At 41.6% G+C, this 12857-nt stretch carries 18 protein-coding genes and 1 pseudogene; 17 read left to right on the forward strand and 2 right to left on the reverse strand.

Features of this window, described 5'->3' with window-relative positions:
- The first annotated feature begins 109 nt into the window (after nucleotides 1-109).
- The 3 genes from MKX76_RS01985 to MKX76_RS01995 all read left to right on the forward strand — a co-directional run bounded on the left by MKX76_RS01985 (nucleotide 110) and on the right by MKX76_RS01995 (nucleotide 2523).
- Nucleotides 110-580 carry a GNAT family N-acetyltransferase gene (locus MKX76_RS01985; protein ID WP_341032861.1) on the forward strand — a complete coding sequence of 157 codons (471 nt, stop codon included), beginning with the start codon at nucleotides 110-112 and terminating at the stop codon, nucleotides 578-580.
- A 55-nt stretch (nucleotides 581-635) separates the two neighbouring features.
- Entirely contained in the window at nucleotides 636-1244 is a 609-nt protein-coding gene (locus tag MKX76_RS01990; protein WP_341032863.1) for a hydrolase, read from the forward strand.
- A 226-nt stretch (nucleotides 1245-1470) separates the two neighbouring features.
- Nucleotides 1471-2523: a hypothetical protein gene (locus MKX76_RS01995; protein WP_341032864.1), complete on the forward strand. Its 1053-nt coding sequence runs from the start codon at nucleotides 1471-1473 to the stop codon at nucleotides 2521-2523.
- 218 nt (nucleotides 2524-2741) lie between these two features.
- Here the strand turns inward: MKX76_RS01995 and MKX76_RS02000 are convergent, their stop codons facing one another.
- Together MKX76_RS02000 and MKX76_RS02005 are read right to left on the reverse strand one after the other, a co-directional pair.
- Nucleotides 2742-4424: a hypothetical protein gene (locus MKX76_RS02000; RefSeq protein WP_144879713.1), complete on the reverse strand. Its 1683-nt coding sequence runs from the start codon at nucleotides 4422-4424 to the stop codon at nucleotides 2742-2744.
- Nucleotides 4405-4938, reverse strand: coding sequence for an RNA polymerase sigma factor (locus MKX76_RS02005; protein ID WP_007127891.1), 534 nt, complete (start codon nucleotides 4936-4938; stop codon nucleotides 4405-4407). The genes MKX76_RS02000 and MKX76_RS02005 overlap by 20 nt, the downstream gene beginning before the upstream one ends.
- A 326-nt stretch (nucleotides 4939-5264) precedes the next feature.
- Between MKX76_RS02005 and MKX76_RS02010 the strand changes: the two are divergent.
- The 14 genes and pseudogenes from MKX76_RS02010 to pgsA form a co-directional block, all read left to right on the forward strand.
- Nucleotides 5265-5525: pseudogene (locus MKX76_RS02010) on the forward strand (GNAT family N-acetyltransferase); the annotation flags it as partial.
- A 251-nt stretch (nucleotides 5526-5776) separates the two neighbouring features.
- The gene (locus MKX76_RS29725; protein ID WP_245255979.1) at nucleotides 5777-6208 is read left to right on the forward strand and encodes a CPBP family intramembrane glutamic endopeptidase; all 432 of its coding nucleotides are present in this window, start codon (nucleotides 5777-5779) and stop codon (nucleotides 6206-6208) included.
- A 28-nt stretch (nucleotides 6209-6236) separates the two neighbouring features.
- Nucleotides 6237-6650 carry an NUDIX hydrolase gene (locus MKX76_RS02015; protein ID WP_007127893.1) on the forward strand — a complete coding sequence of 138 codons (414 nt, stop codon included), beginning with the start codon at nucleotides 6237-6239 and terminating at the stop codon, nucleotides 6648-6650.
- Nucleotides 6651-6756: 106 nt separating this feature from the next.
- Nucleotides 6757-7218 (forward strand): tRNA (N6-threonylcarbamoyladenosine(37)-N6)-methyltransferase TrmO, encoded by a 462-nt coding sequence (gene tsaA / locus MKX76_RS02020; protein ID WP_007127894.1) that lies wholly within the window; start codon nucleotides 6757-6759, stop codon nucleotides 7216-7218.
- 269 nt (nucleotides 7219-7487) lie between these two features.
- The gene (locus MKX76_RS02025) at nucleotides 7488-7946 is read left to right on the forward strand and encodes an NUDIX domain-containing protein (protein WP_007127895.1); all 459 of its coding nucleotides are present in this window, start codon (nucleotides 7488-7490) and stop codon (nucleotides 7944-7946) included.
- Nucleotides 7947-7957: 11 nt separating this feature from the next.
- On the forward strand, nucleotides 7958-8410 hold the full coding sequence (locus MKX76_RS02030; RefSeq protein WP_007127896.1) for a hypothetical protein: 453 nt from the start codon (nucleotides 7958-7960) through the stop codon (nucleotides 8408-8410).
- A gap of 27 nt (nucleotides 8411-8437) precedes the next feature.
- Nucleotides 8438-8974 (forward strand): hypothetical protein, encoded by a 537-nt coding sequence (locus tag MKX76_RS02035; protein WP_007127897.1) that lies wholly within the window; start codon nucleotides 8438-8440, stop codon nucleotides 8972-8974.
- Nucleotides 8975-8990: 16 nt separating this feature from the next.
- On the forward strand, nucleotides 8991-9485 hold the full coding sequence (locus MKX76_RS02040) for a GNAT family N-acetyltransferase (protein ID WP_007127898.1): 495 nt from the start codon (nucleotides 8991-8993) through the stop codon (nucleotides 9483-9485).
- Nucleotides 9486-9529: 44 nt separating this feature from the next.
- The gene (yqeK, locus tag MKX76_RS02045) at nucleotides 9530-10153 is read left to right on the forward strand and encodes a bis(5'-nucleosyl)-tetraphosphatase (symmetrical) YqeK (RefSeq protein WP_007127899.1); all 624 of its coding nucleotides are present in this window, start codon (nucleotides 9530-9532) and stop codon (nucleotides 10151-10153) included.
- Between the two features lie 68 nt (nucleotides 10154-10221).
- On the forward strand, nucleotides 10222-10641 hold the full coding sequence (locus MKX76_RS02050) for a VOC family protein (RefSeq protein ID WP_007127900.1): 420 nt from the start codon (nucleotides 10222-10224) through the stop codon (nucleotides 10639-10641).
- Nucleotides 10642-10681: 40 nt separating this feature from the next.
- Nucleotides 10682-10975: an antibiotic biosynthesis monooxygenase family protein gene (locus tag MKX76_RS02055; RefSeq protein ID WP_007127901.1), complete on the forward strand. Its 294-nt coding sequence runs from the start codon at nucleotides 10682-10684 to the stop codon at nucleotides 10973-10975.
- 60 nt (nucleotides 10976-11035) lie between these two features.
- Nucleotides 11036-11494 carry a GyrI-like domain-containing protein gene (locus MKX76_RS02060; RefSeq protein ID WP_007127902.1) on the forward strand — a complete coding sequence of 153 codons (459 nt, stop codon included), beginning with the start codon at nucleotides 11036-11038 and terminating at the stop codon, nucleotides 11492-11494.
- 108 nt (nucleotides 11495-11602) lie between these two features.
- Complete coding sequence (locus MKX76_RS02065; RefSeq protein WP_007127903.1) at nucleotides 11603-12196, forward strand: DJ-1/PfpI family protein; 594 nt, start codon at nucleotides 11603-11605, stop codon at nucleotides 12194-12196.
- Nucleotides 12193-12780: a CDP-diacylglycerol--glycerol-3-phosphate 3-phosphatidyltransferase gene (pgsA, locus tag MKX76_RS02070; RefSeq protein WP_007127904.1), complete on the forward strand. Its 588-nt coding sequence runs from the start codon at nucleotides 12193-12195 to the stop codon at nucleotides 12778-12780. Before MKX76_RS02065 ends, pgsA begins: the two co-directional genes overlap by 4 nt.
- The last annotated feature ends 77 nt before the right edge of the window (nucleotides 12781-12857 follow it).

The raw sequence follows: 12857 nt of genomic DNA on the forward strand, positions 1-12857 counted from the left end.
CTTTGATTACTTATGAAGCCATTAGGGGCAGGGGAGTAGTGGAGGAATCCGGTTCCTATAACAAAAAATATTTGCGCATGTTACTGAGGTAAAGATGGAGGAACTCAACATGGAAGTGGTTCGGTCTACAGATTCTAGTACGATCGCTCGTCTGAATAAAGCCGTTCATGATCTACATTACTCTTTATTTCCTGAGTATTTTAAAGCATACAATTACCAAGAAATTAATCAATTTTTTCAAAAATTGATGGCAGATAACACGTCGAATCATTACTTTTATCTTCTTCATGAGAGTGGTCAAGCATTAGGGTACATTTGGTTTGAAATAAAACAGTACCATGAGAGTGCTTTTAAGAAATCATTCAAATCTATTTATGTGCACCAATTAAGCATAATTAAAGAATCTCAGAGTAAGGGATTAGGTACGCTTCTGATGGATAAAGTATGCGAATTTGCGCTTGAACACGGAATCCCCAAAATTGAGCTTGATTACTGGGTCAACAACGAAACTGCTGGAAGGTTCTATCATAAGCAAGGTTTTAAGAAATACAGAGAGTTTCTATATAAAGATTTAACTTAAGAGCCTAGTTATTTCCGTAACTAAGCTCCAACAAAAAATACATGGTGGTGGATGCATGGGCTCAAGAATTATGCATTTGATTATTGCTAATAAAATTGCAGATAGTCTAGCAATTAAGGATAAGTCGTCCTTTTTAATAGGTGGCATAGCTCCTGACGCTGTCCCTACCAAAGACATATCCCACTTCTTCAAAGGCGAAGTTCAAAATTATACACGATATATCGATTATCATGGTTTCCTACATAAGTATAGCTCGTATAAAGACAGTCATTATGTATTGGGGTATTTTGCACATTTAATCGCCGATGATATTTGGCTGCAAGGGTTTAATCTAGCTTGGCTGAAAAATAGAATGGAAGCAGATGAAGGGTTGTACAAGCGATACCATCATGACTTCCGATTACTAAATGGAAAGTTACTGGAATACTATGGTGTCATGGATGAGTTAAGAAATTGGCTTAGCATACAACCGACCATCATGGATTTGCAGGAAGTTAAGGCAAGTGAGGTTAAACTATTTATTTCTTCCGCATTGGGCGATATGGAGTATGATCAGGACGATTTAGATGAAAAGCTCCATGTATTTACGTTTGACCAAATCGTCGGATATATCGAAACATCGGTAGATAAGGGAATTATCAATTTAAAACCTATACTAACTTAACCACAGATTTAAATTCGTTCAAGGCGTTGGCAAAGATCCTGGATGAATCTGAATTTAAGAGCATAAGGAGGAACGTGAAGGCTATGATGAATGAGCAAAGGCGGTCAAGGAATTGGAGGGAGGATTAAAATAGGGAACTCTTCCTCCTTGTTATTAGTCAATATTATTGTGTCGCCCATATTTCGGGATTAGACACGAATAAATGTTTTTTTGGAGGAAGATAGGTATGAACAAAATTTACAAAGTAGTAAGCACGGCAGCCTTGGCTGCAGTTCTAGCCGGTGTAGGAGCAGTAGGAGCGATTCAGGCGGGGAAGGGCGGTAAAGTCGAACAGGCTGGGAATGCGGTCAGTTCGAACAAAGTTAACCAGCTGACATCGGATCAGAAGCTGGTTGATGCCGCGCAGGCGAAGCTAAAGGAGTTCATTATGACCCCTGTTTCTTTCAGTAAGGCGGAAACCGTCGACTATGGTGGTGAAGTGATCAGCTTCTCCTGGGAGAAGAAGAGTACTTTGGCCGGCGAGGTCTTGGTAAAGCCTGACGGCAAAGTAGTGAAGCTCTATGTGAATCCGAAGCTCGTAGAACTGAATGATTCCACAAAATCCAAGCTGAATGCCGCCTGGAAACAGATCTTTAATAAATCTGCAGATGGTTATACACGACTGAATGTTCATTATCTGGAAGAAGGCGGCTCTACGGATATCATCGCTTACAGTAATAATGATTTTGTTAACCTTGTGGATGGGAAGGCGGCTCGTGGCGGAGGGGCGTTGAAAGAGGTCCCAGCTCCGATCCAAAAAGCGGCAGCCCAAGCACTTTCCCGAGTTGGAGCGAAACAAGGTAAAGATAACCCGAGAGCAAGCTTCGTGATCGAGCTGAACAAGAAAAAAGTGTATGCGTTAGAGTACAAGACGAATAAAGGGAATATTGAGCTTGAAATTGAAGAATCAACCAATCGACTGCTCGGGATCAAATTGCAAGCTTTATCTCTGGTTAAAGAGCTGTCCGAAGTAAGCGTGGAAAATCCTGAGAAAGAAACGCAGGCCATTCGCGAGAAGGTAAATTCATTTAGCCTGGACAAGTTAAAAATAGCAGCCGTAAAGCAGGCCAAGGAGATCATGAATCTGGATTTATCGGGGTACCAAGCAGCGCGTGAGGAAAATAGCGGAGCCCCATCTGCTTTTCATGATGCCGTCATCTTTACCAAGAAGGGCTCTCCAACTGTAACAGGTTACTTCAACTCCAAAGGCGTTTTCTCCGGCTTTAGGATTGAGCAATGAAATGACGTAACACCTGATATATGATGATACTTAAGTCATGAACAAAGGAGCTCCTCTTGGGGCTCCTTTGTTCTGTGAATTTATTGCAAACCAAGGATCGCATATTTCCGTTTCTGCATCGGGAACTTCCGTAAATGATGAGCAGTGTGAGTGAGAACAGCAAAGACGCTCCTCTCATGAGGAACGTCCCTAGTGCTATCATCCTTGAACCAGAAGGATTACTTCAGTTTGATTTTTTGTGAGTAGCTGTCGTTTTCAACGATATACAAGCCTGGATTAATCTCAAGCTCGGCACCTTCCGGTATGTTGTCATAATAATCAAATCGCTTGCTTTCTCCGGAGTTCCTTGACTGATTTTCAGAAGGTTGAATCTTGTATCCGTTAATTTTAAGACTTGTTCCTAGGAAACTGAAAGTACTGCCATTCTTTAGCTTCGTTATGACCATTAACCCATCGCCTTTCCGGTAATATTTATACTGAATCACCTGATTAGCATCCAGCTTATACTCCGCAATTTGCTCCTTGGCTGAAGGTTCCTTCAGCCGTGTCCAATTCTGTGACAGGTCTTCATGAACAATCCGGGCTTTATCCAGTTCAAGCATAACTGGCTCATTAGAATAGTCCTGATAGGGCTGGTCCAGCATAAACATCAGGCGATTATTGTCTGCCACAAATCCATTGAGGGTAACATTTCCGACGCTCAGCTTGACATCATCAAGCAAATACCGACCCGAAACGGGCTCTGCCGAATATCCTGAAATCTGGACAATGATGCTGGCTGGCGTGTAAATCAAGTTTGTCGGTACAAAATCAAACCCTTTCACGTTGGTTGGATCGATCTGAAGGGGAATGGTGCTCAAAGGCTGGGAAGCCTGATTCTCATCAACAGTAAACGTCAGATCCCAGTCACCTTCAACCATCCTTACCGTTTCCGGAAAGGTGAAATACAGTTTTGCTTCAGCAATTTCCCGGTCGTCGAGACCTGAGATATCAAAGGTTTCTGAACGCAGCCCCGAAGCGGTTCCTCTGTTTGTAGGCTCGATTGTTTTATTTCCTGTCACGAGCACCATCTGATAATTGTCCTGCTCGGTCGAATTTCTCCATTCGTTGAGGAATTCCTTGTGTGAATTCATACTCCTAGGGATTGAATAACGAACGACCCAATCATTGCCTACACGTGCCGAGGACTTGATCGTTACGGAAGGAAAACGATCTCCCTTCAAATCATAAGCCCTTCCATTCATTTCATCGAGCTTCCCGTTAAGAGGCATTTTGACGGTTTTCCGCAAATACAGGTCTTGAAGCTCAAGCTGATAGCGCCCCGAGATGCTGGACGGCTCTTTGCCCTGGGCTACGAAATAAGAGGCAAGCTTACCTTCACTTTGAGTAAAATTGATCTGGTTGGCAATGTACGCTTCTTTCTCTCCAGTATCCAGATTGGTCAGGGTTCCGGTGTCAAAAAATGCATAATCGTAGCCGGAACGATCGGGAATCTCCAGAGAAAGATGGAATTCCAGATCAGTAAGATCATTTTTCAACGTCGAAGGGCTGCTAAAGACGCGATCCAAATGCAAGCTGACACCGCTTTGTTCGGTGTGTTCATTTAACGTTTGTCCCACGGCCGCATTTTGAAAATTTATCATCTGCGGCAGTGAGTTCAACAGTCCTGCCTGCTGTGCGGTGATGCCAAGTACAGCAATGCCCAGCACACTCGCCAGTAGAACCGCCGGCCTGTAACGAGTCTTGGAGGATGGGATCTCCGCGTGAACAGCCTGACCTCCTGTTTCTCGTTTCCACTTCCTCTTACGCTCCTCCAATGTATGAAACATGGCTTCGAAATCCGGTTGTTCCTCCGGGTAGCGAGACAGCTTTTTTACAAAATCATCCTTTAGCTCCGGCATGCGTCTCCTCTCCTTTCCAATTACCCGATGGGTCTTCTTTCAGCATTTTTCTCATTTTCTTAAGACCACGGTTAATCCGAGATTTTACCGTGCCCAGTGGCACATTAAGCACCTCGGCTGTTTCCGGCAGCGAAAGCTCAGCGGAATAATGCAGCACAAAGGCGAGCTTGGTTTTCTTAGGCAGCTTGTCCAGCTGCAGATGCAGAGTATGTACCATTTCCCTATGCTCGAAAGTCTCCTCGACGGTTGGGGTCCGCAGCGGCATACCCAACATGAAGGAGCGGAGCTCCTTGGCCCACCCGTTTTGTCTCCTCCTTAGGAACGTATTGCACTCGTTAGCCGCTATTCGTAGCAGCCAAGCTTTCGTGTTCTGCACGTTTGTCCGGTCAGCAATCATCGCTTTGAAAAAAACATCCTGGCAGAGGTCCTCGGCATCCGCCCGGCTCTGCACCATATAGCGGCAAAATAGATACACCGTCTCCTTATACGTTTCAAACAGTTGCCTGTCATCCAACTTTTGTCACTTCCTTGTTGTTAGGATCTCCTTCTATTTAATTGACGATTATCTGAATCGAACCGTTCGCATCCTACGCATAAAACTGTGCATACGACTATGATATCTAAAATCCATGATAATCGGTGATAGATTCGGGGTTGTGAGAAATACAACGTATTCGAGCCCTTTGAGTCCTAAATTATCAGCTGTCCATCGCCCCGCTATTCAAACGTTTTGTCACTTTACATGCTGAAGAAGGGAGGATTCCAAAACATGGTATAATCTTTTTATAACGAAAATATAAGCGGAAGCTTGGGAATATAGACAGCTAATTCGGAATACAGCTAAATGAGAAGCTACTGAATTGTGGCGGTCATATTGGATATGGGATTCGGCCTTCTGAACGTCGTAAAGGGTATGCAACCCAATTATTATCCTTAGCGTTAGAGAAAACCAAAGAACTGGGAATACGTAAAGTGTTAGTCGTATGTGATGCCGATAATATTGCTTCCAAGAAAACGATTATGAAGAACGGCGGAATTCAAGATCATGATTATATTGAAGAAGATGGAAACATCGTCAATCGATTTTGGGTAGAGGTATAACCTATGTTGAGTTTTATTAGGCTTCATGAAGTGAAATTCTATTAACAAGGAGCTTAATGATGTTCTTATCGTTAGGGTTATCATTCATTTTATCTTTCTCTTATAAGATCATGGAGATCTTGTTCAGGACTTTTCAATCTCACAAGCTGGGACAGTACAGTTTATACTTTTGGGCAGTCGGCATATTAATCGCAGTGCCATTTTTTACAGAAAATAATGTTTACAGCTCGCCAGTAAATATATTTGCGATAATGCCTGTGTTTGCCATTCTTTTGGTTGGAAATTATATATTCTCACGATATTCGGGATATCATCCAATCGGTAGATACAATATAATCAATTTCGCCATTACTTATCCGATTATTGAGGAAGTTCTCTTTAGAGGGCTGATCCTTCCGATCTTGAAGCAATCCGTTCATTCCGCAGAAATTATGGAAGTCATGTTTTTGCCCGTAACGATTCCGGTAGTTATATCAGCGCTGCTGTTTGCGATTTCTCATTTGCAATACTACAAGCTATCTTCACAGAGTATTCGATATATGATGTTTGCTTTTATCGGAGGGATATTCTTTGGCGCTATTACAGACGTGACGCATTCGATTTTGTTGTCTTGTCTGCTTCATATTGAATTTAATGTATTATCTATATATTTCGCCAAGAGATCTAGCATAAATCGTGCATAAGAAAGGGAATGGTCGAGGTGGGGGCAGCTTGGAGAATAAAATCATCGTTGTAGTTAAAGGCGTGATAGCTAAAAACGGCAAGGCATTGATCGTAAAAAGATCATCAACCGAAGAGGTAGATGCGGGAAGCTGGGAAACGGTCGGCGGGAAAATTGAATTTGGTGAAGTGTTGGAAGAAGCCCTGATTCGTGAAGTGAAAGAAGAAATCGGAATTGAAGTGAACGTTGAGAAGTTATTGTTTGCAACTACTTTTTTTACAGACCCGCTCAGACAGATCGTGCTTCTTACCTATCTGTGCAGGACAACAGATGATCAAATCAAACTCTCAGACGAACATAGTGATTATAAGTGGGTAACCAGTTCTGAGCTCAGGAACTACCTGCCGCATCCCATTGCCAATGATTTCAAGAAATATAGCGTGTTCGAGACACTGGAATCTTAAAGACCATCCGTTCGGTGCCGTAGTACATAAGCTGAAACGATGTCGATATGGAATTCCAAAACATGGTATAATCATTTCAATTCAAATCAAAAGGTTGGGCTAACTTATGGAATTCATCATTAAACCAATTGCCTATGTACGTAATTCACGAACGGAAATTGAAGATGATCAATGGGGCTCCATTGTATCTGAAATTGAGCTGGTAGATGATTTAAATGGGTCATCGCTTGAAGGAATAGGCGATTTTTCACATTTGGAGATTATTTTTTACTTCGATAAAGTAGCGGATGACAAAATTCAATATGAGGCGAGACATCCACGAAATAATAAGGAATTTCCCATGGTGGGGATATTTGCCCAGCGTGGAAAGAACAGACCCAATAAATTAGGTTTGACTACAGTCGAACTGCTGGAGCATCATCATAAAAAATTGATCGTAAAACATTTAGATGCAATTGATGGTACGCCCATCATTGATATTAAACCGGTTATGAAGGAGTTCCTTCCCCACCGCGAGGTGAAGCAGCCGGAATGGTCTAAGAAATTAATGGAAGATTATTGGGGTTAGAATAAATCCTGTCTTCCAACAAATCAAACGTAGTAACTGTGGAAATTACACGCATCCAGGTTTTGTTGTTATAACGCTTGGTTATGAGTTAAGTCAGATGTATAATTAAAAGAATTATAGTCAACCAATGACCCAGCCTAAGATATGAGTTATCTATGGCTGGGTTATTTTTTTGATACAAGAAAACAAAGTATGCTAGGTGAGGAAGCTATGTAAAAAGGAGATTACGTCGGTATTTCTACAAAACATCTGAGAAAGGAGTAGCGAGATTGAGGATAATCGTAACTGGAGGAGCCATCATACGAGATAACCAAGGCAGGATATTGCTTCAAAGAAGATCAGATTATGGAGACTGGGGGCTTCCAGGAGGTGGAATGGAAGCAGGTGAATCCATTGAAGAAACTATGATCCGCGAAGTGTTTGAGGAAACAGGACTAAAGGTTAGACGACATGAACTTTATACGATTTATAGTGGCTCACGCATGAAATATAAATATCCAGACGGGAATGAAGTTGTATTTGTAATGTTCATTTTTAATGCAGAAGTAGATTTCAAATGGCGAATTGCCTCGGACAATAAAACCTTAATTTATCACGACCAGAACCAAGAATCATTACAATTAGAATTTAAAAGTATAGAAGACATTGAAATTGAAGAAATAAGCACAGTACAAAGACCTTTATTTGAAGACCTAAAGCAACAAGTAACAACTTTATTAAGATCATAGGAGATATTGAAATGATACAGATCCTTGAAGAACCCGTTGGAAGCACTTATAAGCAGCTTATATCATTGGCATTTAAAATATGTGATGAGTTCATTTTAGTTAAAAGAGAGCAACTGGAGTTAACGGAGAAGACGAAAATACTAATCGAAGAACTAAAGCCATACGTTAATACGGTGAAGAAACAAGAGGAATGGCCGGGAACGCGATTATTGGGACACCATGCGGACATATATTATTTCAATTGCAAGCCTGAATTGGAAGAACTGTTAATCAATAAAGCGAAGGGACTATATCGATGGAGACATCCTGATTTGCTAGAGGATTTATGCTTCTTTAAGAACAAAGAAGTATGGTTACTGACGACAGCCCACGAGCAGTTAGGATTTATCACAACGACAGATCGAGTAGAAATTTCAATGATTAGGGAAATCGAAGGGATTATGATTCAAGAAATAAGGAGTTAGAAAACTTCAAATAAGAAGGACAATAGAATGGATATCCAATATTTATTTCATTATTATGAAGACAGTAATGGACCTTTTAAGAACTTATCGTCTCTACCACTGGATGAGGCCAAAGCCGTCATGAAAGCAATAAAAGCGAAGGGGAGCGTTTTTGCTAGTAAACGGCCAGAGAACTATCTGGAAGTTCGATTTGATCTAGAAGAGAAAGCCCGCAAGTTGTTTATTCAAAAAGGCGGAAAGCCAAAAATGAAGTATCCCCATTATATGACATTGGGAAGGTGCAAATGGCTTAAAGAATGGTATACCACTGGGGAAGAAATCCAAATTCAAATTAGTGAATTCAACCCGGATATCCTTAGCTTTACGTATGGGGATCTGTTTCCTACCATGAGGTATAAAGATGGAAAACCATACAGGGAGCAGATTTATACGTTTCATGAAATCGTGAAAATCATTGATGAATATGGATTACCCCAAGCCTGGAATCCAGATGGAGATAAAGGGCCAGAAAGATATATTGAAGTGCAAGTTTGGGATGAGGAAGTACTTAGGAAATATATGTGAAGGAGCAAGCTTGGTCATGTCATCATTTCAATTTTTAAAAATGACAGAGCAATACGCCTCATTAATCGCCAGATGGACATATGAAGAACCTTACTCTCTATACAGTATGGATGGAGGTTTGGACGATATATCCGAGTTTATGAATGGTGACTACTTCTATGTCTTGGATTACGCAAATGAATTAATAGGATTTATATGTACAGGTAACTCGGCGCGTGTACCGGGAGGGTATCAAATTGGCATTTATAATGATGAGCAATACATCGATTTTGGCCTGGGTCTAAAGCCGGAACTGACGGGGAAGGGATACGGTGAACAATTCTTAATAAGCAGTCTTGATTTTATTAAAGACGAGTATGATAAATCAGATGTTCAATTAGTTGTAGCAGCATTCAATGAACGAGCCATTAAAGTGTATGAACGTGTTGGGTTCATTAAAGGCCAGTCATTCAAGAGTAAGGTTTCGGGTCAGGAGATTGATTTTCTGGTAATGCATTATTCAATGAAATAGTGAATACAAGTCATACTTTTCATTTCTTGGGAGGGATTCGAACGATGCATCCTATTTTCAAGCCATTCACGGAACATCTCCATTTTACAGGAGATTTGAAGACAGATATTCAGCAATTCCTTACACTCAATCAGTGTTCAGAAACCGCTAAGCATTGCTCGGATGTTGGGGCAGAGTCTAGGAGGCTTGCATTATTGTTTGATGCCGATCCGGTCGCGGCCGAGACGGCAGGTTGGTTGCATGACATTAGCGTAGTTTTTCCGAACCATGCCAGAATCGATGCAGCTAGACAATTAGCCATTGACGTATTACCTGAAGAAGAAAAATATCCAATGATTATTCACCAGAAAATCTCGAAGGTCATGGCGGAACAAGTCTTTCATGTTACAGATGAGGAAATATTAAATGCAGTTGGCTGCCATACAACCTTGAGGTCCAACTCCACGTTGCTTGACCAGGTTTTGTTTGTCGCCGACAAGATCTCCTGGGATCAGAAAGGAACGCCTCCTTATCTAAATGAACTGAAAAAGAATTTACAGGAATCCCTAACACACGGCGCATTTACATATATCAATTACTTATGGGAACGAAAAGAAACCTTGAAGGTGATTCATCCTTGGTTGGCTGATGCATACGAAGAATTAAAAGAAAACATTCAATTGGATTAGCTGCAGTGTGGTGAGAAGGCGCGTTAAGGGAACAGTTATTAAATAACGTACATAGGGAGCGAATAAATATGAAAACCTTGAGTCCGGTGAAAAAACAAATTGGAGCGGTATTTGTCATTGTACATAATATGCCTAGAGCGGTTGAATGGTATCGTGAAATCCTGGGGTTACCCAAAGATGAGGAGTATACCCGGAATACGGATCCTGATGTAAAAACGATCTACTCGATTCCATTAGGAAACACGAGCCTTTTGCTCGACAGCATACATCGGGATGAGATCAAGCCAAGCGAAAATCATCTATTCTTCTTCGATACGGATGATATTGAAGCAACATATGCGTTTATGAAATCCAAGAAAGTAGATATTGTTTCGCCTATTGAAGGAGCTAATGGTCCAAGGTTCTTTGCGGTCAATGATAGTGAAGGAAATCGGATTATGTTTTGTGAAGAACAACAAAATGAGCGACTTAACGGCTTCCTGAAGTGAATAAACGAGGTCCAATGAAGTAAAAAAGGGGGGGGATAGTATGATCCTTGAAGTAGCTATGTTAAACGTAAAACCAGGACTCAGCGCGGATTTCGAAGCAGATTTTAGAAAAGCATCAAATATTATTTCTGGTATGAAGGGCTATATCCATCACGAGCTTCAAAAATGTCTGGAAGTGGAGAACAAATATATATTGCTCGTTAGATGGGATTCCTTGGAGGATCATACCGTTGGTTTTAGAGAGTCGCAGGAATACCAACAATGTAAAGCACTGCTTCACCATTACTATGATCCCTTCCCGGTCGTTGAGCATTACGAGGATATACAATTGTAATAAATGATTGATCAGGTAAAAGGTCCGTTTGAATAACGCGATTAGGAGAGAGGTCATTCCATGAAAGTAGTCGAGCTTGATGAAAAAAAGCTGGTTGGAATACGGGTAGTCTGTCCTGGTGATCAATATGCCAATGAAATCCCCAAAGCTTCTGTTATGCTCAGGTACAGGCTGGGCGAAATCCAAGAAGTTATCCATCCGGCGAGACTTGTAGGGGCTTTTATTGTTGGAGATTACTCCGAAGAGGAAGATGGTTATTGGGTATGTGTCGAGGTAAGTGAAATTAATGAGATCCCTGAAGGCATGGTTTCTTTAGTGGTCCCTAAACAAAAATATGCTGTTATCACACATAGAGGGCCCAACCATGAAATCAGAAACACCTATGAGCAGCTGCATAGATGGATCGATGATCATCAATTCGAGCGGATTCATCGGGCATGGCATCTGGAGATATCAGATGAATGGGGGCATGACGGGATCAATGATATTGAAGTTGATTTATATGACACCATTAAATAATGCAGGGTGAGGAAGTTTTTGCTTCCTATAACAATGTATTCTAATGTAATCTGAAATACATAGCCTCGGTCTGCTCCAGTAGTTGGACCATAAGAGAGGATGGATATGATGAGAATTGCCTTAGTGTTATTTAATGGCGTTACTTTTCTAGACTTTGTTGGATTCTATGACGTGATTTATCGTCTTAATCAGTTTGATTCGTCCCAAGGAACAACGTGGGATATTTGCGGCTTGACCGAGGAGGTTACGGATGAACTTGGAATGACGGTAAAGGTGTATGTCATCAGGCCTGATTTATCTGAATATGATTTCGTATTCCTTCCGGGAGGAATGGGAACCAGAAAGCTCATACATGACAAGGATTTCATGGATTGGATCAAGACCGCCGAATCCGTTGAGTACAAAGTCTCGGTATGCACCGGATCCTTGTTGTGGGGGGCAGCAGGGTTCTTGAAGAATAAGAAAGCCACCACCCATCCTAATGTTTATGGCCTACTGGAACCTTACTGCTTGGAAGTAGTCAAGTCCCGGATTGTGAAGGATGGTAAAGTTATAACAGCAGGAGGCGTAGCGACATCTATCGATTTAGGGGTCTATGTCATTGAATTATTCGCTGGAACGGAAACTGCGGATTTGGTAAAGAAGCAGATTGACTATCCTTATTCGGCCGTTGGCATCGTTGAAGTGGAGGCTGGGACATGAATCTTGCCAATAAAATAACGTTATTAAGGATTGGCTTGATCCCTCTGTTCTTCTTGGCCTGCCAGCCGTATCCTTCCTGGTTGGTGAATCAATCCGTAGTCTTTCAATATTTGAACGAGTATGGGGGTTACTGGGCTGTATCCATATTTATTATTGCATCGGTTACGGATAAATTAGACGGGTGTATTGCCCGCAAATATAACCAGATTACGAATCTAGGAAAATTATTGGATCCACTTGCAGATAAGCTATTAGTATCAGCTGCCTTGATCGTAATGGTCGCACAGCGGTTGATCCCAGCATGGATTGCTTTGATTATTATCGGGAGAGAGGTGTTTGTTTCCGGGATTCGCATCATGGCTGCTGCGAAAGGAATCGTGCTCGCCGCTGATCAGCATGGGAAACTCAAGCTAGTCCTTCAGGTTATTGGAATTGCAGCTGTGCTGTTACGCAATGATCCATTTACATACATCACGAGCTTTCGGGTTGATTATACGATCATGCTCATGGCAGCTATCTTAACCGTATATTCAGGATATATGTACATGAGAAATAATTATAAGTCGTTAAAGCTGGAGCTTTAAGGAGCGGCCCAAATATGGCCGTCTCCCCCACAGAACCATCAAATTGCTAATCTTACTCGATAGGGGAAGGGGATTCT

This window comes from Paenibacillus sp. FSL R5-0810 (genome assembly GCF_038002285.1).
Classification (GTDB): Bacteria; Bacillota; Bacilli; order Paenibacillales; family Paenibacillaceae; genus Paenibacillus_AQ; species Paenibacillus_AQ lactis.